This is a genomic window from Streptomyces sp. NPDC004788 (assembly GCF_053601115.1).
Map to the genome: position 1 here is coordinate 17,530 of NZ_JBSGBF010000057.1, position 22,222 is coordinate 39,751.

The following is a 22,222-nucleotide window of genomic DNA, read 5'->3' on the forward strand; positions in this document are numbered from 1 at the left end:
AGGCCGAGCTTGCCGAATCGTTTCACTTCTTCCCCCTCCAAAAACAGGTGATCGAATGTGCGCGGTGCGCATGCCTCCCGGCAGGTGCGGAGGTCCGCACCTGCCGGGAGGAGAACTTCGGGGTGGGGCGCCCGGAGGTCAGAGGATGACGTCCAGGGGGCCCCAGCCGGAGCCGATGAACTCACGGCCGCCGGGGAGGTAGTCGTACAGCTCCCCGCCGTTGGTCACGCCCACGGACTCGGCCGCACCGTCGCTGTCCAGGTCGGTGGCGAACGGGTTCCAGTAGCCGTTCCACCAGCCGTTGCCGTTGAAGTAGCGGGGGCCGAAGCTGATGGCGTCAGGGCTCGTCGTGGTGTTCGGGTAGACGAAGAGGTCGCCCCCGTCGGTACGGCCCATGATGTCGACCTTGTGGTCGCCGTTCATGTCGGCGAACCGGATCGTGGTCCAGGAGGCCGGCCACCAGCCGTTGCCGATGAAGACCCGAGGGCTCAGGGTCTCGGTGCCGGTGCCGCCCGAGTGCGGGTAGACCCAGAGGTCACCGTTGCCGTCCCGGCCGATGACATCGGTGCGGCCGTCGCCGTTGATGTCGCCGAAGCCGAGGGTGTCGTACATGTTCCAGCCGATGCCGACCAGGACGGGGCTGCCGAAGGAGTAGGGGTCCGTCCGGCCGGTGCCCGGATAGAGGACGAGGTTGCCGTCCTTGTCGCGTCCGACGATGTCCGTGTTGCCGTCGTTGTTGAGGTCGGCGGTGTAGGCGTTGGTCCAGTAGTCCCGCCACCAGCCGTTGCCGACGAAGTAGCGGTTCCCGAGCCTGCTGGTACCCGAGCCCGCGGTGCCGGGGTAGACCCACATGTCACCGTTGCCGTCACGGACCAGCACGTCGGTGTAGCCGTCGGCGTTGTAGTCGGGCCGGCTCTGCGAGCCGCTCGTCCACTGGCCCTGGCCGAGCGCGTTGTAGATGACCAGGACACCGCGTCCGAGCAGCACGGCGTAGCCCTTCGGCTTGCCGTTGGTCCCGCTCGCCCACAGCGCGGTGGAACCGTCCGCGGTGTAGACGACGAAGTTGCCGTCCGTCTGCATGCGCGCGAAGGCACCGGTGTGACCGTTGGTGTGGGTCGCCCACACCCGCTTGTCCCGGGTGAACAGCACGAGGTCGCCGTCGGTCTGCATGACCAGCCTGGAGTCGCCGCTGGTGTACGACTGGCCGGAGGCCAGCGTGGTTCCGGAGGGGATCCGGGCGCCGGCCACGCCGTCGATCTGGAACCCACCGGAGAAGGAGTTCACGCTCCCGTCCCACGCCTGCCCGTACCAGCCGAACATGGTGTTGTCGGCCTGGCGGGCCCACAGGTCCGTCACCCCGTCACCGGAGAGGTCACCGGACGAGCCGACCTGCGGGTAGAGGGCCTTCGTGACGCCCACGCCGACCCGGGTACGGGGCTCGGCGCCCCAGGTGGCCAGGTCGACCGTCTTGCCCTCCGCGCTCTTGCGGCCGTAGCTGCGCAGGATGTCGCCGTTCGCGTCGTCCCGCAGCCAGAGGTCGGGGATCGCGTCGCCGTTGAGGTCGCCGGGGGTGATGACGGTGTACTTGTCCCAGTCGTCGCCGCCGACGAGCACGGGCGCGCCGTGCGTGTCCAGGGTCAGGCCGGCGCGGTCGCCGAAGTAGGCCCAGAGCCGCTTGCCCTGCTTGACGAGCAGGTCGGACTGGCCGTCGCCGTTGAGGTCACCGGCGCTGAGGATCTGGGAGGCTCCCTGCCAGTGGTCGTCGCCCTCCTCCGTACAGCCGCTGTCGGGGTCCTGGACCGGGCAGGAGACGGTGATCTGCACCCGCTTGCGGGCCTGGACGTAGCCGAGGCCGTTGTTGGGGTACATCCACAGCTTGTCGGACTTGTCGACCGTGTCGTTCTCCAGCGTGACCAGGTCGTTGTAGCCGTCCTGGCCCCAGTCGCCGGAGACGACGGCCTGCGAGCCGCCCAGGCTGACGCCGCCGTTGGTGACCGAGGAGAAGGTGGCGTTGCCCTGGCCCGCGTACGTCACGAGCGTGCCGAAGGAGTCCTTGCTCCAGATGTCGCGGTTGCCGTCGCCGTTGACGTCGTAGGCCACGTCCCGGGTGAGGGAACGGCCCGCGTAGAACAGGTAGGTGGCGGTGTCGGAGCGGTTGCCCGCGGCGTCCTGGCTGAAGGCGTAGACGAAGTGCGGTCCGACGCCGGGCGGGGTGAGCGAGACCGAGGTCTGTCCGCCCGCCGCCACCGTGACGGTCTTCACCTCGGGGTTCCAGTCGGTGTAGTACGCGTAACGGACCACATCGGCGACGCCGTTGGCGGAGAGGGTGAACGAGCCGGGCGTGCGGGCCTTGCCGGTGCCGGCGGGCCAGCCCGCGTCACCGTTGGGGAAGTCGGTCGAGTCGACCTTCGGTGCCTTCTCGGGCCGGGTGCGGTCGACGGAGAAGGTGCAGGTCTGGCTCCAGTCGGAGTACTCGCTCTGGTCGTACGCCCGGACCCGCCAGGTGTAGCTGCCGGTGGGAAGTCTGTCGTCGGGGACGACGAGCGTGGAGACCCGGTCCCGCAGGCCCGGGATCCACGAGTCGACGACCATGTTCCCGTCCTTGAAGACCTGGAACTGGGCGGATAGGTTGCCCGCGTTGGGGTCGGTGACGAAGGCGTAGAGGCTGATCGTGGTGTTGCCGATCAGGCCACCGGCGGAGCAGTCCGTCCGGGGGTTGGTGCCGAGGCCGGTCGGGGTCGCCGGCGGGTTGTTGTACTCCGTCTCCAGGACCGCGGTCTTCGGGTCGAACTTCTTCCAGCCGTACGTGTCGCTCTCGTTGGCGGCGTACAGACCGAGGGTGATGCTGGAGTCGCCGGCCGCGGCGACACGCTGCATCTTCCAGGTCAGGTCGAACTCGAGGTTGCCCGCGGCGCAGGACGAGCTCCAGCCCTTGGACTCGTTCACGTCCGCCAGCCAGTCGATCTTGTCGGGCTGGTTGTTCCAGGTGGTCTTGTTGTTGATGCCCTTGGTGTGCCACAGCTGGACGGTGCGGGGCTGGCAGGACCAGGACCAGGTGTTCTTGATCCGGAACGTGGAGCGGGTCACCTTCGCCCAGCGCACGTTGGAGGTGTCCATCTCGAAGAACGAGCGCGACAGGCCGCCGGTCTCGTTCTCGTAGCCGACCCGGGCCACCTCGTTGGCGTTGAGGAAGTTCTGGTTCGGGTACTTCTTGAACACCCGAGTCCAGTTGTTGCGGCCGCCCCAGGCCCAGGAGGGGTCGATGTACACCGGGTAGGTGGTGTCGGCCGCCTTCAGCAGGGTCTGGTCCGGGGTGATCTGGAGGCTGTTGCCGCTCACCGTGGTCGGCATCACGGCTTCCTTGGCACCGGCGGGCTGCTCGAAGGCGCTGCCGGGGGCGGGCGCGGGGTCCGTCGCGGTCGTCTCGTACGAGGCGAAGGAAGCCGTGGTGGCGGTCGTGGCGGGAGCCGTGGTCGGCGGCTCGGTGGCCGTGGTGGAGTCCCACATGACCGGCGACGGGCTGGTGAAGACCGTCTGCCCGGCGGGGTCGGTCGCGGTGACCGCGCCGGTCGTGGAGTCGGTGCTGACCGTCACGCCGACCGTGGACATCGTGTACTTCAGCGTCGCCAGCTGGGGGTTGGCGGCCGCCTCGGGCGTCTTGACGACGATCAGCTGCGAGAAGCCCTCGACCTCGGACTTCAGCTGGAGGTCGACGCCCGGCAGCACCTCGGCGTACGTGGCCACGTTGCCGTTGAGCGTGGGCTTCGGGAGCGCGGTCGGCCAGGACAGCGACAGCGTACGGCCGTTCTTGACGCCCGTGAGGATGGGGCCGGTGCCTCCGCCGGAGAACGAGACGACGACCGAGGTGGCCTTGGGGCGCACCGATCCGTCGGCGGCGAACTCCAGCGTCGGGTCGGTGGGCACCCAGGCGCCGTCCCGCATGATGCGCACCGGAGTGCCGTACCGCTTGACGACGAACGTCCCGTTGGGGTTGACCCAGGTGTCGGACAGTTCGGTGCGGTCCTTGGTCAGCTCCACCGGCTGCCCGGTCGCCTTGGCGTCCTGCAGCGCCTTGTCCTCGGGACTGACGCTGCCGTCGTCGCCGGTGACGGCGACCGACGGCACGACGGCGGACGCCGTCGGGGCGATCGCTCCGGCGGAACCCAGGGCGGCCACGGCGACGAGGACCGTCGCCCGGCTCAGCGCCCGTCTCCAGCGGCCTGAGCCGTGGTTGGTGTACGTGCTTCTTGCTGACACTCTCTTCTCTTCCTCTGTTCTCTGTCTGTTCGAATGAACCGGCGGGCCGGGTCCATGTGGGTCACGGCTCGCCGGGATACTTGGGCGCATGAGCAGATACACCGAGGTGATCGTGCTGGCGCGAGGGGCGGAGGAGGTGATGGAGCCGCTCACCCGGCCCGACGAGGAGCGCGCCTGGCACCAGTGCTTCACGCGGGTCGGGGACAACGTGTTCGCCGGGTCCGGAACGCCGTCCGACGAGTGCTACGCCTGGGTGATCCAGTTCGGCCGGCAGAACTGGGGCGGGCTCCTCTCCCACCTGGAGTCGCTGCCGTGGCCGGACCCGTGGTCGGTGCAGGTGCTCCTGCGGGACGAGGACGACGACTGTTTCGGGCTGTGGATGCTGCACGACGGGCGGCTCGTGGAGGTGCCGCTTCCGCGCACGCGGCGGGAGCCCTTCTCGGACACGCTCACCGGTGTGCTGTCGCGCACCGACCGCCCGGGGCGCTGACGGACCATGTGGCGGGGCGTCCGGCCGATGAAGACCGGTCCGGGCGCCCCGCCACCGTCAGGTCCGGGCGGCGCTCACGCGCAGTTGGGCCCTGACGGATCGCAGGTGGTCGACGGCGGGTCGCTGAAGAAGGGGTCCGGTTGCCCGTCGGTGACGCCCAGCGGGTCCATGCTGTCCTTGAACATCTCCCAGCCGCCGCGCGTCCAGCCGTACTGCCTGATGTATCCCGGCGCCTGGAGGGTGGTGATGATCGGGCCGAACAGTCCGAAACCGCGCACCTTGGGTCCCTTGGGGCCCTTGATCGGGGGGCCGGGCTTGATCGTCGCCCTCGGCACCGGCGGGGCCAGCCGGCGGCTGTCGAAGTCGCCGGCCGGGAAGATCACCCGGACGTTCGGGTTGTTCTGGTAATAGGCGGCGTACTCCGCCGCCTGGGACATGTCCTTGGCGACGAACACGACAGTGCCGGTCTGGTTCTTCAGCTTCTTGTCGATCGTCCCGTGGTTCTCGCCGACGCTCCGCGTGGACTCCGTGGCGTCCGCGGTCTCGACGTCCGTGATCTTGCCGTTCTTCCAGGTGACCTTCACGAAGTCGGCGGTGGTCTCGGCGTTCACGGTGTTGCCGTCGACGTCCTTGATCGGGGCGTCCTTGCGGACGGTGGTCTTGCCGGCCTGTGAGTCGTCCTGGAGCAGGTACTGCACGCCGTTGCCCGTCTTGGGGTCGTAGTACATCCCGGCCCGCTTCAGGTCGTCGTTCAGCGTGTCGAAGGCCTTCGCGGCGGAGGCGTCGGGCTTGTCCGTGGTGTGGTGCGGGACGCCCTGCTTGTCGTAGACCGTCGTGATCTTGCCCTTACCGTCCAGGTCGGCGGTGAGGGGCTTGCTCTCGTCGATGTGCTTGAGCCGACCGCCGGAGCACTGGTCCGGGTTGGCCGTGCAGTACGCCATCAGGTCCGGGTCGTACAGACCCGTCGGGTCGCTGCGCGTGACCGGGTTGTTGTGGCTGTAGCCGTACCCGTCGAGCTGGAGCGGATCGGTGAGGTCCATGACCGGGTCGACGGAGACGAACCGGCCGATGGCCGGGTCGTACTCGCGCGCCCCGAGGTGGACGAGACCGGTGTCCGCGTCCCGGGTCCCGCCGACGAAGCCGCGCTCGCCCGCCCATGCGGTGGGCTGCGCTCCGCGCGGTCCGCCGAAGATGCCCGTCCTGCGGCGGACGACCGCCTGGGTGGCCGCGTCGACCTGGGTGGTGCCCGTGCCGTGGTGGTCGGCGAGGAGGAAGACGAGCTTGCCGCCGGTGCGCAGGGCGACCGTGGTGTCGCCCGCGCTGTAGTAGCGGGTGCCGGTGACCGTACCGTCCTTGGCCAGCTTCAGCTCGTTGCCGCCCGGCAGGTACAGCGTGGTGCCCGTCGAGTCGGTGCGCAGCAGCCTGCCACCGTTGACGTCGTAGACGTATCCGGTGGTCACGGAGCCCTGGGTGGTCCTGGCGAGGTGGCCCTCGGCGTCCCAGTCCAGGACCTGTTCGGCCGCGGAGCCGATCTTGCGGCTCGTCGTGGCACCCGTCGCGTTGTACGCGTACGACTCGGTCACCTGGCCGCCGGGGCCGTTCTGGGTGACGGAGGTGAGCGCGTGCTTGCCGGCGACCGGGTCCGCGTAGGTGCGGGTGATGTCACCGGCCGGACCCGACGGCGTCTGGTGCTGGACCTCGGTCTTCCGGTTGCCGGTGGGGCCGTAGGAGTACGTGGTCCAGTACGCGTCGGGGCCGCCGACGGTGGCCGCCGACGGGGCGGCGGCACAACCCTGGGACACGCCCGGGGCCACCGTCCACGCCTCGGTGATCTGGCGCAGCGCGTCGAGCGTGAAGCACTGCGTGTCGGTGACCTGGTCGGCGTCCTGCCCGGAGACGGTGCCGATCGACGTGATGTTGCCGGACGGGTCGTAGGTGTAGTGGGTGTCGTCGATCCGCTGCGGGGCGAGTTCGCGGTCGGTCACCGAGCGGGTGAGTTCGCCGCTGTGCTCGTCGTATTCGAAGGAGTTCCACAGCTGCTTGCCGAAGGCGCCGTACTCCACCCGGGTGGGGCGGCCGTAGTGGTCGTAGGTCATCGCCGCGACCAGCGGGTCGGTGCCCGCGCCCACGCTGTTCAGCTGGCTGCCGGTGGCGTTGTAGGTGTTGGTGACCTTCTCCGAGGGGAGGCCGCCGCCCATGAGCGGCTGCTGCGTCCACATCACCTGGCCGGTGTTGGCGTTGTAACTGGTCGTCCACTTGTACGTGCCCGCGAGGGCGCCGGTCTCCGGGGTCACCGGGATGGTGACCTGGGTGCCGACCGGCTCGTACAGGCCGTTGTAAGAGGTGACCGCCGACTCGTAGGCCTTGCCGTCGAGCCAGCGGGTGGTCTTGCCGAGCTTGCCCTTTCCGTTGGTGGCGGTGTCGTAGGTCCAGGTGGCGAGGGTGGTGGCGCCCTGCTTCAGCGCGGTCTGGCGGCCGAGCTCGTCGTAGTCGCTGTGCAGCGTGATGCCGCGGGCGTTGGTGACGTCGGTGGCGCGGTCGCCCGCGTCGAAGGTGGTGTCGGAGCTGCCCTTGTCCGGGTCGTCCAGGTGGTTCTGCCGGCCGCGGACGTCGTAGCCGTACTTCCACACCGCGCCCGACGGGTCGGTGACCTGGGCGAGCAGGCCGCGCTTGTTGTACGCGTACCAGGTCGACTCGTAGGCGGAGCGGTTGGCGTCGGTGTACTGCCGGACCTCGGTGGTCCGGCCGCGGGCGTCGGTGAGGGTGGTCTTCGCCGTGCCGCCCTGCGGCGGGACGACGGTCACCGAGTCGCCGGTGTACGTGGTGGTGGTGCGGGCGGTCTCGTCGCCGAACCTGCGGGAGACGACGGCGGTGACCCGGCCGGCGCCGTCGTACTCGGTGTCGGAGGAGGACGGGTACTTCAGTTCCTGGCCGGTGACCAGGACGGGCTCCGCCTTTCCGTCGGCGTAGAAGGTGCCCGAGGTGCGCCAGCCGAGACCGCGGGTGTCGTAGAAGTCCTCGGTGACCAGCCGGCCCGCGCCGTCGGGCGAGGGCGCCTGGGTCTGCCGGGGCCGGAGCAGTCCGTCGTAGAAGGTGTACGTGTTCCGGTAGACGGAGTTGTGGTCCAGCGAGGACGTGGTCACCACGATCGGGCCGTCGTTGCGGACCGTGTACGCGAAGGTGTGGCTGGGCGAGTCCGGGTAGGTGGTGGCGGACCGGGTCGGCGTCCAGACCTTCACGATGCGGCCCAGCGGGTCGTACCTGGTGGAGGTGATCCGGTTGTTGGGGTCCGTGACGGTCAGCGGCTGGCCGCGCAGCGGGTCGGAGACCGTGGTGATCTGGTGGCCGAGCGCGTTGGTGTTGACCGTGCTGGTGGGCACCTCACCGGTGGCCGGGGTGTAGACGGTGGTGCTCTTGCGGCCGTAGACGTCCGTGGTGCTGAGCGGCCGGCCGTAGATGTCGTAGTCGGCCACCGGGGTGGTGCTGGTCACGTCGTAGCCGGTGCCGGTGCCGTTGATCTGCTCCAGCCTGGTGACGTCGCCCCTGGTCGGGGCGGCGGCCGGGTCGGTGGCGCCGTCGAAGTAGCTGCGGTTGTCGGAGATGACGTCGGCGGGGCGGCTGATCGCGCTGTCGCACGCGCCGGCGACCACCTCGGTGCGGTACACCCGGTTCAGCAGCCACGTGTCGGTGTTGCGGGCGAAGTAGGCGTGGGTGCAGGCCTCGTCGCCGGTCTTGTCGAGGTCACCGAGGTCGGAGACCTGCTCGACCATGCCGTACGAGTCGAAGGTGCGGGTCAGTCCCGTGCGGCGGCTGCCGCCGGTGACGGTGGTGAGCGTCTCCTCCTTCTCCACGCCCGTCATGAAGGACTGGAGGTCGGGCAGGCCGGGCCGGGTCCGGGTGGCCGTCGCCGCCGAGCGCCACGGCGTGCTGGACGTGGCGTTGACCAGCTTGCCGGTGTCGTCACCGTCGAAGACGGCGGAGGCGCGGGGCATGCCCGCGAACTGCTCGCGGTCGGTGGCCGTCCGGCCCGCGTAGTCCGCGACCTGCGCTCCGTCGATGCCCCGGAAGTACCGGGTCTCGGTGAGGGTCTTCGGGTCGAACGCGGCGCCGGTGCGGGTCTGCACCCGGCCGTAGCCGCGCGGGACGGAGTAGGTGCGGTTCTCCGCCTTGGTGAACTCGTCGGTGCTCTTGATCCAGGCGGCGCCGTCCAGGTAGGCGTACGAGGTCACCTTGTCCGGGGACTCCGCCAGGTTGTCGCCCTCGACGATCTGGGTGACGACGTAGCTGTTGAACCAGTCCTGCTGGGCGGTCTGCCCCTCGTACGCCCACTTCACGGGGTAGCAGCGGGTGGTGTTGGTGCCGTCGGCCGGGGGCAGCGTGGTGGCGGTGCAGTCGGGCTGCGAGTAGTACGCGCCGATCGTGCCGCCGGTCTCCGTGGTGATCTGGTACATGCGCAGCCGGACGAACGGGGCGAGGCCGTCGCCGGTGCTGTCGACGCGGTTGGCGCGCTGTTCGCCGGCGAAGGTGACCGGGGGCAGCGTGAGGTCGCCGCCCACCTTGCCGGTGTGGGTGATGGACTTCAGCCACATCGGGGTGGAGATGCCGTCACCGGAGGCGGGGAAGTCCTGGTCGAGGGCCCAGGAGTCGACGGCCTTGTAGCTGCCGCCGGTCAGGACCTTGGTGGTGATGGTGGTGAGCCGCTTGCGGGACCAGAACGTCGGGGAGAACTGGTCCTTGCAGTCGTCGCCGTCCTTGCAGTTCTGGTCGAACGGGGTGTCGGGCCAGTTCGCCGCGTTGGCCGCGTCGAAGGTGCCGCAGTTCGTCAGACAGCGTTCGGCGACGTCGAAGGAGACCTGGCCCATCGCCTTGCCGGTGTACACGGCGTCGGAGCGCAGGCCGTAGTCGATGTGGTCGAGCCAGCCGCCCCGCACGTAGGGGGTGGCGGTGCCCTTGCCGGTGGTCGAGTCGAAGGCCCGGGCGTAGTTGTTCTTCTCGGTGTTCCAGTAGTACGCCATGGCGTCGCCGTGCACGTCGACGACGTAGTCGAGCTGCCAGCGCCAGGCCTGCTGGCACCAGCCGTTGGAGAAGGAGGAGTTGTAGCAGGGCTCGCCGGACTGGTTGCCGAAGACCGGCACCGTCCAGGCGGAGTTGGTCACCGGGTCGTCGGCCGCGGCGCCGTTGTCGCGCCAGCCCGGAAGGCGGTTGAGGCCGAAGTAGTACTGGGTGCCGTCGGTGGTGGTGATCTTCCAGTACTCACCGTCGTTGTCGCCGTTCGGCGCTCCGGTCAGCCGCTCGACCTTCTCGCCCGAATCCGCTTCCGGATGCCATCCCTTGACCGGGTCGTGGACGAGCTCGGTGGTCTTGCCGCCCAGCGACAGCGTGGCGTTGTCGCTGTACCAGCACTGGTCGAACTCCTTGCCGGTGTTCGTCCCGCCGGTCTTGTCGTCCTCGCAGGAGGCGTAGCGGCGCTCGATGAACCCGGGTTCGTACGCCCAGCCGTCGCCCAGCCAGCCCGGCTGGTTGTTGGACGCCGCCGTACGGCCGTCCACGGACTGCGAGTTGTAGCCGAGCGCGATGCCGGGCAGGAGTCCGCCCGGCACGGAGGGCACCTTGACGGGGTAGTTCCAGCTCAGCGCGCCGGTCGAACCGCCAGCGCTCCAGGAGCCCGATGCCTGCAGGGGGCTGGCCTTGTAGTCGCCCGAGGAGCCGCCGGAGCCGGCCGTCACGGCGAGTACGGTCGCGCCTGCGGCCACGGCCGTCGACCGCTGGGCGCCGGACGGGCCGGCGAACGCGGCGGTGGCCGAGGCGGAGCCGAGGTCGGCCGAGACCCGGCGCCGCTCGGTGTCGTTCCGGCCGGTCAGCGGCAGACGGCGCCGGCACTCCGCCTTCTCCGGCGTGGTGAGGGCGCAGGCGGGCAGTTGCACCAGACGCAGCCGGGCCGCCCAGTCACCGCCGTACGCGCCGCGGAACGACGTGTAGTCGACGGCCACTTCGAGCCCGCGGTGGGCGGCGGGCGCGCGATCGCCGTCGCGCACGGAGAGCAGGACGCCGTCCACTCCGGCGCGGAGTGCGGCCTTCCGGTCGGCGACGGTGACCTCGACCTGCGGCTGCGTGGCCGAGCCGGCGGGGCGGGTGGTCCTGGACGAGGACCGGAGCGGGGCGCCGGACCGGGTGACCGTGACCGGCAGCGAGCCGGCCCGGCCGGCGGCCGAGCGCCGGGCCCCGACGGCGGCGTCGGGGTCGAGCGTGGTGTGTCCCGGCGCGGGCCAGGTGACCCTGGGCGCCCCCTTCCAGGGGTGCGCGGCGGCATCGTCCTTGCGATGCGCGCCTCCTGCGGCGACCGGTGTGACCGGTACGGGCTTCGGCTGCCTGAGTTCCGGCAGCGAAAGCCCCTTGTGCGTACCCGTATCGGCAATGGACGACGCCGGCAGCGCCCCCATCAACACGGCTGCGACGACCGCCGCCGTGATCCCCCGCCCGATGGAACGTCTCACCATGTACCTTTCAAGTATCAGGATGGTCCACGTACAGTAACAGCCGCCTCACCACGCCGGATGATCTTGTCGAGGAACATCAGGGCAACATCCGGATTCACGGGAAACGCGCCGAACAGGCGGCATGGGAACAGTTGTTGATCTCGCTAGAGTCCCGCCTCGGAATCACACCGAGGAGGATGCATGCAGCATCTCGTACCCCGCCGGTCCGACCGGCACAGACGCACGCTCGCACGGGCCGTCGCGCTCGTCCTGGCCGCCGGGATGACCGCCACCGGCCTCTCCGTCGTCACGGCGGCGCCGGCGGCCGCGGTCATGGTCGAGCCCGACCCCGTCGCCGACGGCTCGCTGAGCGAAGAGGACTTCGCCCTCCAGCGGGCCAAAGAGACGGGCCAACCCTACGAGTTGGTGTCGGCACGCACGGAGTCGTCCGACACCTGGGCCCTGCCGACCGGCTCGTGGACCGTGAAGCGCTACGGCACCCCGGTCCGGGTGCTGCGGGACGGCGCGTGGGTGCCCACGGACCCGACTCTGCAGTTCACCGCGGACGGAGCGGTGACCTCCAAGGCGGCCACGGTGTCCGTCAGGTTCTCCGGCGGCGGCACCATGCCGCTGCTGACCGGCGTGAAGGACGGTCGCACGCTCTCGCTGTCATGGCCGACGGCGCTGCCGAAGCCGACCCTGAACGGGAACGTGGCCACCTACGCCGACGTACTGCCGGACGTAGACCTGCAGTTGAAGGCGGAGGTCGAGGGCTTCTCCCAGCTGCTCGTCGTCAAGACCGCGGCGGCCGCACAGAATCCGGCGCTCGACTCGCTGAAGTTCAAGCTGGACACCGTGGGTCTGACCGTGTCCGCGGACGCGGCCACCGGAGCCCTGACCGCCGTCAACCCCGCCGGCCAGACCGTGTTCACCAGCCCGTCGCCGCTGATGTGGGACTCGACCACCGTCGACTCGTCGGCCGGCTCCGGAACCGCGCCCGCCACCGCCATGCTCGCGGCGGCGACGGACGACACGGGAACCGGCGGCGAACCGACCGCGCCCGGCGCCGTGTTCACCCCTCCGGCGGGTGCCCAGGACGCCCACATGGCCACCACGGTGTCGGGCGGCACTCTCGAAATCAGCCCGGACCAGGCGCTGTTGAACGACAGCTCGACCAAGTACCCGGTGTTCATCGACCCGTCGTGGGCCTGGGGCGAACGGCAGAACTGGACCCGGGCGTACAAGAAGTACCCGAACACCTCGTACTGGAACAGCAAGGACGACGTCCGGGTGGGCTACGAGGCCGAGACCAACGGACTGTCCCGCTCCTTCTTCCAGATCGACACCGCCAACATCCGAGGCGCGCAGGTCAAGAAGTCGACCTTCCGGATCCGCAACACCTGGTCCTGGTCCTGCCAGGACCGGCCGGTCGAGCTGTGGAGCACCGGCCCGATCTCCTCCGGAACCACCTGGAACAACCAGCCCGCCCGGCAGACCCGGCTCGACACCGTCAACGACTCCAAGGGGTGGAGCTCGTCCTGCGCGGCGGGCAACCTGGAGTTCGACGCGACCGCGCTCGCCCGTCAGGCGGCGGCGGGCCACTGGTCGAGCGTGAACCTGGGCCTGTTCGCCTCCAACGAGTCCGACACGTTCGGCTGGAAGCGCTTCGACCCCAAGACGGCCGTCCTGGAGACGGAGTACAACAACCCGCCGCGCACCCCGTCGGACCTGGGCACCGACCCGGCGACGTCCTGCGCGAACGGCGGCCTCGTCGGCAACGCCCGGATATCGGTGCACGCGCTCGTCGACGACCCCGACGCGGGCAACCTGAACGCGGAGTTCCAGGTGTTCCATGCCGGTTCGGGCACCCCGTCCGCCACGGCCTCCATCCCCGCGAACCGCGGCCGGGTGGCCACCTGGTCCGTGCCGGACTCGACCCTTCCGACGGGTGACTACCGCTGGCGGGTCCGGGCCGTGGACGGCGACGGACTGACCTCCGACTGGTCCCAGACCTGCGCGTTCTCCGTGGACCGCACCCGGCCCGACCGCCAGCCCGTCATCGGCTCCACCGACTTCCCGAACGGCGCGAACGGCTGGCCCGCCACCACCGGACGGGCCCGCACCCCGGGCACCTTCACCTTCGGGGCCAACGGTGTCACGGACGTCAAGGAGATCCGCTACTCGACGGACTTCGACCCCCGCACCCGCTCGGTGGCCCCCGGCGGCAGCGTGGCCATCACGCCCCCGGGGTACGGCCCGCACTACGTGTACGCCTACAGCGTCGACGCCGCGGGCAACCGCTCCGACCTCGCCGCCTACCTCTACTACGCCACCCGCTCCAAGGACCGGGACGAGCCCGGCGACCTGAACGGCGACGGCAACCGGGACATCTGGAGCCTGGACGGCGAGGGCCGGCTCTTCACCTACGCCGGCCAGGGCGGCGGCCAGTTCTCCGCCGCGGGCAACGGCGGCATGGTCTTCGACGGCGCCCAGACCGAGGCATCCGGCGACTGGGGGCAGGACGGCTACAACGACCTGGTCTCCCTCACGTACGTCGCGACGGACAAGCGGAAGAAGCTCTTCGTCTACCCGAACAACGGCCAGGGCACCGTCACCGACAACCCGGTCGAGCTGACCGTCTCCTGCCCGGTCAAGGACGTGGACCTGGGCTGCGACTTCGGCCCCGACTGGAACGGCGACGACCACTGGTCCGACGCCGACCAGATCGTCCACCCCGGCGACATCAACGGGGACGGCACTCCCGACCTCCTGGTCAAGGAGGGCAAGCAGCTGTGGGCCTACTACGGCAACCGCGCTGCCAAGTCGCTCGACAACGACGGCGGCCCGGTCCTCGTCGGCAACGGTGACTGGGACAAGTTCACGGTCATCGCCCCTGGCGACGTCAACGCCGACGGGATCCCCGACCTGTGGCTGCGGGACAACACGACGGGCGACATCCTGCGCTCCTACGGACGCGCCGGCACGAACGGGCGCCTCGACCCCGCGACCTGGGGCACCGCCGACCGCGTGAAGATCGGCTACGCGATCACCCCCGCCGACTACCCGACCGTCGGCTCGGTCGGTGACGTCACCGGCGACGGCCTGCCCGACCTGTGGGCCCGCAAGGCCGACAACACCGTCATCGGCTGGCCGGGCAAGCAGCCGGACGCCGACGGCCACGCCTTCGGCGCCGACTTCGTCATCGACGGCAAGCGCGCCCGCACTCCCGTCGCCGCCAACGAGGTCGGCAACAGCAACGACCGCGTCAGGTGGGCCGACTGGGACGGCGACGGCAAGCTGGACTACGTCACCATCGCCGATGACGGCAAGGTCGGCGTGTGGCTCAACCAGGGCGGGGACGGCGCCGGCGGCTGGAAGTACACCGGCATCGTGGCCACCGGGGCGACCACCGACCGTTCCCGGGTGCGGCTCGCGGACTTCGACGGCGACGGCAAGGCCGACTACATCATGATCAACCCCAACGGTTCGGTCGTGGTCTACCTCAACCAGGGCGGCGACGTCGGCGGCGGGTGGAAGTACCTCGGCCAGGTCGCCACCGGCGTCACCGGCGACCAGTCGAAGGTGCGGTTCGCGGACTTCGACGGGGACGGCCGGGCCGACTACCTGAACTTCGACGACGGCGGCCAGGTGTTCGCGCACCTCAACCGGGGCGGCGACGTGGGCGGCGGCTGGCAGAGCCTCGGCCGGATCGCCACCGGACTCACCTCGGACCGCTCCCGGGTCCGGTTCGCCGACTTCGACGGCGACGGCAAGGCCGACTACCAGGTGATCTGGTCCGACGGGCATCTCGACGCCTGGCTCAACCGGGGCGGCGACGTCGGCCAGGGCTGGGACTTCGTCGGCACCGTCGCCACGGGCGCGACCACCGACCACACCCGGGTCCAGCTCGGCGACTTCACCGGAGACGCGCACGCGGACTACATCATGGCGGGCGACGGCGGCAGCGCCGAGGTGTACGCCTGGAACGGCGGCGACATCGCCAGCACCCACGGTTGGATCTGGCTCGGCCGGGTCGCGACCGGCGCCTGACCGTTCCCCCTCCCCCAAGAAGGGACGGCCCGCGCACCCTCGGCGGATGCGCAGGCCGGGGAAACCGGACGGCAGCACGGCGAGTCCGCCCCCGGGTCGGCCACGACCCGGGCGGCGCCGTCGACCGTGCCGGACGGGCGGGACGTGTGCGCGCCCGTCCGGCGGGTGAGCGGGACGCAGAGTGAGCCGCCGCCTGTCGTTGCACCGGCTCCCCTACCGAAGTCGCCTTCCCTATGTCGTGCACGCCCGCAAGCCGAACTGCCGGAGGAGATTCTGAGTACGAACACGGATACGGCCGACGGGCGGGACACGGTTGGCTTGGGGCATGAGCATCCTTGTCTCGCCCTCTGGTGATCACGGCCCGCACCTCACGGTGGATCCCGAAACCTCCGAACACGACGACGAAGATCTGCCCAGCCACCAGGCGCGGACGGGCACGTTCTCACTGTTCGTGGGCGTTCTCGCGGTGACGATAGGCGGATGCCCTTGGCTGCCGGCCGCCGTTTTCCCCGTGTGGCTGCGGTACTTCCCGCTCTACCTGATCATGCCGCTTGGAATCAGCGCTCTGATCTCCGGCATCGGTGCACTGCATGACATGCGCGGCTGGCCGACTCCGGCTCGCCGACGGGCGCGGGCCGGAATCGCCCTCGGCGCGGTCGCCGTGATCGTGCCGGTCGGCATCGTCGTGTGGGGCGTCTGGGTGCTCAGCGTCTGAGGCCGCACCGAGTGCCGCGCCGCCCACGCCGCACAGGCGTGCCCGTGCGAATAGTCCGCCGCGAGGGCGAACGCACCTTTCCCGGTGGGCGTCTTGCCGTCGGCCGTCAGCCGCGGCTTGATGTGGCGTTCTTCGCGCCGGCGTCGGCTTCGGTGGCGGCGGGGCCTCGGGCTGCGATCGTGGTGAGGGCGGCGGCCAGGAGCGCAGCCCCGGCGGCGCGGCGGTTGATGCGGTGGTTCACGTTCCGAGTTTCCTCCCCTTGTTGAACGCCTTATAGGTCCCGGGAGGCGCCCGAGACGTCGTCCACGGCGTTCGCGAGCAGTGCGCGGTAAGTGGCGGGATCGCGTTCGAAGTCCGTCCAGGCGGCCAGTCCGGCCGGATCGGTGTCCTGTCCCCGCAGCAGGTCCACCGAAGCCTGGGCGAACCGTTCCAGGAGTCCCGCCCGCTCGGCCTCCTCCAGGAGTGGGTGCAGTTCGGCGACTGCGGTCCGAGCCCGTCGGCGCGACTCGGGGCCGGCTCGCAGCATGGCGGCGTACGACGCGGCAGGAGCCGCGTCCGCGAGGAGTTCGTCCAGCCGTCGGGCCAGGTCTCTGCCCGCCTCCGCCACCGCCCCCGCCTCGGGGCCGGCCTCCGCGAGTACCCGTAGCGCGGTGACCAGCTCCGTACCGCGCGCACCCGACCGGTCCTGCTCCCAGCTCGCGTCGACCGGTGTGTCCCCCCATGCCCGGCGAACCGCCCCAAGGGCCCGCTGGTGGTCCCGGGCCACCCACACGGCCGCGTCCTGCAGCCGGGCCGCGCGGCGGAGCAACCGCGACTGCACGCCGGCGACACGGGACAGCGCGCGCACGTTCCCGCCGACCAGCCCACCGGCGGCCAGCAGCAGGCCCAGCCCCAGCAGGTCATCGGAGAGCGCGGTCCGCCAGTCCTTGCTCGCCACCCCGGGGGACTCGCCGGCCCGAGGGTACTCGTACAGCTCGCCACGATGCGGGTTCTCGGTGCGGATGAAACCGCTCTCCCAGCCGTAGCCGGAGCCGTTCCCGTACTGAGGAGCCTTCAGGCTGTCGGACCGGGTGGGGTCGCAGTGGAACGGCGCCTCGCGGTCGCGGCGTTCGAAGGGGTCGGACCACTGCACCCGGCACGTCCCGTCGGGCCTCTCCTCGAGCACGACCAGGTCGATCTGCCGGGTCTTGGGAAGCGGCGCAGGATCCGGCGTGGCCTGGTACAGCCCGAACGACCCCGCGATCAGCACCATGCCGGCCGTGACCACCCAGCGGAAGAAGGGTCTGTGCCTCATCCTGCCTCACAAGCTTCGCTCCGCCCGCCCTCCGTGGACGAGCCCCGGAACCTGATTCTGCGGATGCCCGCCCGCAGAGATCAGTGGGAGACACGGGCAGCCTGCGGGCAGCCGCAGTTGCCGGAGACCGGCAGGCCGACGACCCTCCGCGGCCGTACTCCGTTCACGGGCAGAACTGTCGACGCCCGTCCGCCCGGTCGGAGCGATTTCCGGGCACCTCGGAGCCACCTGACGACGAGCGACCGTCACTCTGCGCACGTGGGACGGCGTACGCCATGTCACTGAGAGACCGGCGGTGACGCTCCCTCAGGTCCTTCCGGTCGCCGCTGTGGGCGGCAGGGCTGATGGATGTCTCCGTAGCCGGAATCCCGTCAGGCGGGCGGCTTCGCCTCCCGCGTGACGGTGGCACGCAGATCGGCGAGGAGTTCGGCCTGCCCCGCCAGCACGCCCGAGAGGATCGATCGCGCCACCGCGAGCAGTTCGGCGACCTGAGGGTTGGTCAGGGAGTAGTGCACGCCCGAGCCCTCGCGCCGGGCGACGACCAGGTTCGAGCGCCGCAGCACCGCAAGCTGCTGCGAGAGGTGGGCGGGTTCGACCCCGATCGCGTCCAGCAGCTCCGCCACCGCGTGCTCGCGTTCACTCAGCAGTTCGAGGACCCGGATGCGCACGGGGTGTCCGAGCGTCTTGAAGAACTCGGCTTTCAGCTGGTACAGCGGCGCGCTCACCGGCCGTGCCCCCGGCCCGTGGAGGTCTCTGCGGTAGCCCCGCAGGGCCGCCGCCGTGTCCACACCGTGCATCGCATCCATCCGGAACTCTTCGCCATGGGGACCATCTTCGCGCCTGTGCGCCGACCTGATGGCCTCTTGAATTTCTGAGATTAGCAATTCTGAAGGTGCCTCGGGAGGGGCTGCTGCCCCACGTCCGCGTGGCGGCGGCCGCGGCAGCGGAACGTCGGTCTTCGATCTGTCCGGCCGGTCGGCCGGACCGGCGCCGTGCCGTGGGTCAGCCGCCCGGCTGGATCGGCAGGACCTGGACCCCACCTCCCGCCGCACAGACGGGGGGTGGGGCCCAGGAGATTCAGGTGCCGGCGGTCGGTCATGTCCGGCGCGGGCTCACGGTGCTTCGCGTGCCCGGCCATGCGTCGCTGCACCACTCGCGCTGCTCGCCGCCCCCACTGTGGTGGGCGGCGAGGGCGGCGGTCAGGTCGGCGTGGACCGGGATCTCCGGGTGGTCGCCGGTGGGGACGAGGGAGCCGTCGGCGGGGATGGCGGCGAGTTCGAGACGGCGCCCCTCCCCCGCGAGGCGCCTTGCGGCCTCCGCGACCGCGAGCTGACCACCGGCCGACCAGCCGCGCAGGGCGGTGAGGTCGAGCACGACCGGCCCCGTGCCGCGCGCCAGGACCCAGCCCACGGCTCCGTCGAAGCGTCCGACCGCTTGGGCCCCGAGGAACCCGGAGAGGGAGAGCACGCCGAGGCCAGGGTGGGTGGTGTAGCGCCATTCGATGGTCATCGTGCTGCCTTCGTCTTCGACTGGGGTGGACCGGGTTTCACAGGGGGAGGGTGATCCATACGCTCCCGCCGCCGCCGTCCGCGTCCCTGCGTACGACGCAGGTGCCGGGCGCCGGCCCCATGGTGGGATGCGCCGCCGCGATCCCCCACTCGGCGCAGGCCGTCTCGGCCGTCTCTCGTACCGGCCGCACCGTCTCGGGCACCGTGGGCGCGGTCAGGACGTGCCTGTGCCGGAGGGATTCGACGCCCGCCGTCACGTCGGCCCCGTCGAGCCGAGCCGGTGGCCGGTGACGGTCTGCGGGGTGACGCGCAGCAAGGTGTCGTGCGGCCCGTACGCCCAGCCCGGCAGGGTACGCAGGTGGTGCGCGGCCTCCACGGGGTCGGTCACGGGCTCGGCGGGCCCGGTGACGGTGACGTTCCAGCCGCTGCCGGCCGGGAGCCGGATCTCGTCGGCCTGGTAGGTCAAGAGCGGTCGATCGGTGAGCAGTTCGGACTGCACGGGGGCGCGGACGATGAGCCGGCCGTACTCCAGGACGTGGACGGCGGGCCGTACGACGCACTGGTCGCGCAGGACGTAGACGAGACGCCCCTGGGCCGCGCCCTGGAGGAGCCACAGCGCCTCCGCGCCGGACACCTCGGCCATGCGGCGGGTCGTGGGCGTACTCATCGAACGGGCTCCTCGACGCTCGTGCGAGCGGCCTGGACCGGGGCATCGGCCAGGACGCCGGCGCGGTGGAGGTGGGTGCGGGCGCCGGCGATCGCCTCGGGGGTGGTGGCGTACTCACGTCCGCCGTGGCGCAGCAGTTCCAGGGCGCCCACGGAGTCGAGGGCGCGGCGCTGTTCGGGTCGTATCCCGGAGGTCATGACGACGATCCCACGGCGGTTCAGCTTCTCGACGGCGTCCTTGAGGACGAGTGCGCCGGTGGCGTCGATCGTCGTGACCCGGGACATGCGCAGGATGACCACGCGGACGTCGGCGACCTCGGTGAGTTCGAGGAGGAAGCGATGGGCGGCGGCGAAGAAGAGCGGGCCGTCGATCCGGTAGGCGACGATGTGCTCGGCGAGCAGCGCGTGCTCCTCCTCGCTGTGTTCGCCCGGCAGGTCGGGGCGGAAGTCGACCTCGGCGAGCCGGGCCTGCTTCGCCACCGCGCGCAGCGCGAGGGCGCCCGCGACGACCAGGCCGATGATCACCGCGTACACGAGGTCGAGCGCGAGGGTCGCCACGGCGGTGAGGACGAGCACCACGGCGTCGGAGCGGGTGGCTCTGGCCATGGCCCGCAGCGAGCCGACCTCGACCATCCGGACCGCGGTGGCGAGCAGCACGCCGGCGAGGGCGGCGAGCGGGATCCGCGAGACGAGCGGGGCCGCGGCGAAGACGATCACGGCCAGGATCGCCGCGTGGGTCAGGGCCGCGAGCCGGGAGGAGGCGCCGGTACGGACGTTCACCGCGGTACGGGCGATGGCGCCGGTCGCCGGGACGCCGCCGAAGAGCGGTGCGGCCAGGTTCGCCAGTCCCTGCCCGAACAGTTCGCGGTCCGGGTCGTGTTTCTGGCCGACGGTCATGCCGTCGGCGACCTGGGCGGAGAGCAGCGACTCCAGGGCGGCGAGGGCGGCGACCGCGACGGCGGGTGCGAGCAGCGAGCCGAGCCGCGAGAGGTCCAGGAAGTCGAGGGAGGGGACCGGGAGGCCGGCCGGCAGATCGCCGATGGGCTTCGCCGCGTCGAGGTGGAACGCCTGTGCCACGACGGTGGCGACGATCACGGCGACGATCGAGAAGGGGATCGCCGGCCGCAGGCGGGCCCCGACCAGCATGATCGCGGCGACACCGAGGGCGAGGGCGACGGCGGTCCAGTTGGGCGCCTTGGCGAACTCCTCGACGGCCCGCCAGGTGACGACGAGGACCCGGTCGCCCTCGGGCCGGGCGACGCCGAGCGCGTTGGGTATCTGCTGGAGGCCGATCACCAGCGCGATGCCGAGGGTGAAGCCCTCGACGACCGAGGCCGGGATGTAGGCCATGTAGCGGCCGGCCCGGGCGAGGGCCAGGGCGATCACGATCAGGCCCGCCAGGAGTCCTACGGTGAGGACGCCGCTCGGCCCGTACCGTGCCACGATCGGCACCAGGACGACGGTCATCGCCCCGGTGGGCCCGGACACCTGCAGGTTCGAGCCGCCGAAGAGCGCGGCGAGCGCGCCCGCGACGACGGCGGTCGCGAGACCGGCCTCCGCGCCGAGCCCGGAGGAGACCCCGAAACCGAGGGCGAGCGGCAGCGCGACGATGGCGACCGTCAGGCCCGCGAGCAGGTCGCGCTGCGGGTTGCGGCCCATCGCGGCGATGTCGGCGCGGCCGGGCAGCAAGGGCCGGATTCTGGTCAGCAGCGTCTTCATCGCGCTGCGACCGTGGCCTCGCGCAGTTCGGTGAGCAGCTCGTTCTGCCCCGCCAGCATCTCGGTGAGGATGCGCCGCGCCGCCTGCATCAGGTCGGCTACGTCTCCGCCGGCGAGCCGGTAGATCACGGTCGCCCCCTCGCGGGTCGAGGTCACGATCCCGGACCGCCGGAGCACCGCGAGCTGCTGCGACAGCGCCGGTGGCTCGACCTCGATCGCCGCGAGGAGATCGCGTACCGCCATGGGTCCCTCTTGCAGCAGCTCGAGGACCCGGATGCGGACGGGGTGGCCGAGCATCCGGAAGAACTCGGCCTTGGCCTGGTACAGCGGAACCGACACGGCCTCGTCCTCTCGTCATGGAGTGGTGCTGTGCCCGCGGCTACCTGCGGGCACAGCAAATCCATCATGTAGTGAATTGCCAAATTATGCAATTCATGGAAACGCGTTGCCGATGTGCGGGTGGGCCGGTCAGGCCTTCTTGACCACGCTGGACTTGAGCTGCATGGGGCCGAAGCCGTCCACCTTGCAGTCGATGTCGTGGCCGTCGACCCCGTCGACGAGACGGATGTTCCGGACCTTGGTACCGGCCTTGATGCCGGTGGGGCTGCCCTTGACCTTGAGGGTCTTCACGACGGTGACGGTGTCTCCGTCGGCGAGGACGTTGCCGACGGAGTCCTTGATCACCTTCTCGCCGCCGGCGGCATCGCCGGGGGCGTCGGTGGTGGCGGACCATTCATGACCGCACTCGGGGCAGACGAGCAGAGCGCCCATCTCGTAGGTGTAGGCGCTGGAGCACTTGGGACACGGGGGGAGGTTCTCGTTCATCCCCTGATCTTACGTTCCGTCGTGACGCCGGCCCGTTCCCGCTTCGGGGCCACCGCTCCATGTCCTGGCCACCGCTCCATGTCCCGTTCGCCAGGGGTCCCCCTGCCGAGTGGCCGTGACCCCGCACGCACGCGCGCCACCTTCCCGTTAACCCGTTGCCCAGGAGTCGATCGGGCGGCTAGGTTCACCCGGCCGCCCGCATCGAAGCAGGCCGGCGCCGTCG

At 70.8% G+C, this 22,222-nt stretch carries 14 protein-coding genes; 3 read left to right on the plus strand and 11 right to left on the minus strand.

Annotation, left to right across the window (positions count from 1 at the left end):
* Positions 1 to 138: 138 nt before the first annotated feature.
* Positions 139 to 4,257 carry an FG-GAP-like repeat-containing protein gene (locus ACWEJX_RS23590; RefSeq protein ID WP_451609390.1) on the minus strand — a complete coding sequence of 1,373 codons (4,119 nt, stop codon included), beginning with the start codon at positions 4,255 to 4,257 and terminating at the stop codon, positions 139 to 141.
* An 88-nt stretch (positions 4,258 to 4,345) separates the two neighbouring features.
* Here ACWEJX_RS23590 and ACWEJX_RS23595 point away from each other — a divergent pair, with 88 nt between their 5' ends.
* Positions 4,346 to 4,747, plus strand: coding sequence for a hypothetical protein (locus tag ACWEJX_RS23595; protein ID WP_451609391.1), 402 nt, complete (start codon positions 4,346 to 4,348; stop codon positions 4,745 to 4,747).
* A 74-nt stretch (positions 4,748 to 4,821) separates the two neighbouring features.
* Here ACWEJX_RS23595 and ACWEJX_RS23600 read toward each other — a convergent pair whose 3' ends face one another.
* Positions 4,822 to 11,244: an RHS repeat-associated core domain-containing protein gene (locus tag ACWEJX_RS23600; RefSeq protein WP_451609392.1), complete on the minus strand. Its 6,423-nt coding sequence runs from the start codon at positions 11,242 to 11,244 to the stop codon at positions 4,822 to 4,824.
* Between the two features lie 180 nt (positions 11,245 to 11,424).
* Here ACWEJX_RS23600 and ACWEJX_RS23605 point away from each other — a divergent pair, with 180 nt between their 5' ends.
* Together ACWEJX_RS23605 and ACWEJX_RS23610 are read left to right on the plus strand one after the other, a co-directional pair.
* Entirely contained in the window at positions 11,425 to 15,273 is a 3,849-nt protein-coding gene (locus ACWEJX_RS23605) for an FG-GAP-like repeat-containing protein (protein WP_451609393.1), read from the plus strand.
* Positions 15,274 to 15,598: 325 nt separating this feature from the next.
* Entirely contained in the window at positions 15,599 to 15,988 is a 390-nt protein-coding gene (locus tag ACWEJX_RS23610) for a hypothetical protein (RefSeq protein WP_451609394.1), read from the plus strand.
* Between the two features lie 106 nt (positions 15,989 to 16,094).
* Here the strand turns inward: ACWEJX_RS23610 and ACWEJX_RS23615 are convergent, their stop codons facing one another.
* From ACWEJX_RS23615 to ACWEJX_RS23655, 9 genes are all read right to left on the minus strand, one after another.
* Positions 16,095 to 16,229, minus strand: coding sequence for a hypothetical protein (locus tag ACWEJX_RS23615; protein ID WP_451609395.1), 135 nt, complete (start codon positions 16,227 to 16,229; stop codon positions 16,095 to 16,097).
* Positions 16,230 to 16,259: 30 nt separating this feature from the next.
* On the minus strand, positions 16,260 to 17,282 hold the full coding sequence (locus ACWEJX_RS23620) for a hypothetical protein (protein WP_451609396.1): 1,023 nt from the start codon (positions 17,280 to 17,282) through the stop codon (positions 16,260 to 16,262).
* Between the two features lie 371 nt (positions 17,283 to 17,653).
* Positions 17,654 to 18,007: an ArsR/SmtB family transcription factor gene (locus tag ACWEJX_RS23625; RefSeq protein ID WP_451609414.1), complete on the minus strand. Its 354-nt coding sequence runs from the start codon at positions 18,005 to 18,007 to the stop codon at positions 17,654 to 17,656.
* A gap of 370 nt (positions 18,008 to 18,377) precedes the next feature.
* The gene (locus tag ACWEJX_RS23630; protein WP_451609397.1) at positions 18,378 to 18,791 is read right to left on the minus strand and encodes an STAS domain-containing protein; all 414 of its coding nucleotides are present in this window, start codon (positions 18,789 to 18,791) and stop codon (positions 18,378 to 18,380) included.
* A 37-nt stretch (positions 18,792 to 18,828) separates the two neighbouring features.
* A complete protein-coding gene (locus ACWEJX_RS23635; protein WP_451609398.1) occupies positions 18,829 to 19,047 on the minus strand; it encodes a hypothetical protein in 219 nt (72 codons plus the stop codon).
* Positions 19,044 to 19,457: a pyridoxamine 5'-phosphate oxidase family protein gene (locus ACWEJX_RS23640; RefSeq protein WP_451609399.1), complete on the minus strand. Its 414-nt coding sequence runs from the start codon at positions 19,455 to 19,457 to the stop codon at positions 19,044 to 19,046. The genes ACWEJX_RS23635 and ACWEJX_RS23640 overlap by 4 nt, the downstream gene beginning before the upstream one ends.
* Entirely contained in the window at positions 19,454 to 21,175 is a 1,722-nt protein-coding gene (locus ACWEJX_RS23645) for a SulP family inorganic anion transporter (protein ID WP_451609400.1), read from the minus strand. The genes ACWEJX_RS23640 and ACWEJX_RS23645 overlap by 4 nt, the downstream gene beginning before the upstream one ends.
* Positions 21,172 to 21,513, minus strand: a complete 342-nt coding sequence (locus ACWEJX_RS23650; RefSeq protein ID WP_451609401.1) for an ArsR/SmtB family transcription factor — start codon at positions 21,511 to 21,513, stop codon at positions 21,172 to 21,174. Before ACWEJX_RS23650 ends, ACWEJX_RS23645 begins: the two co-directional genes overlap by 4 nt.
* A 129-nt stretch (positions 21,514 to 21,642) precedes the next feature.
* A complete protein-coding gene (locus ACWEJX_RS23655) occupies positions 21,643 to 21,999 on the minus strand; it encodes a zinc ribbon domain-containing protein YjdM (RefSeq protein WP_451609402.1) in 357 nt (118 codons plus the stop codon).
* Positions 22,000 to 22,222 lie beyond the last annotated feature (223 nt).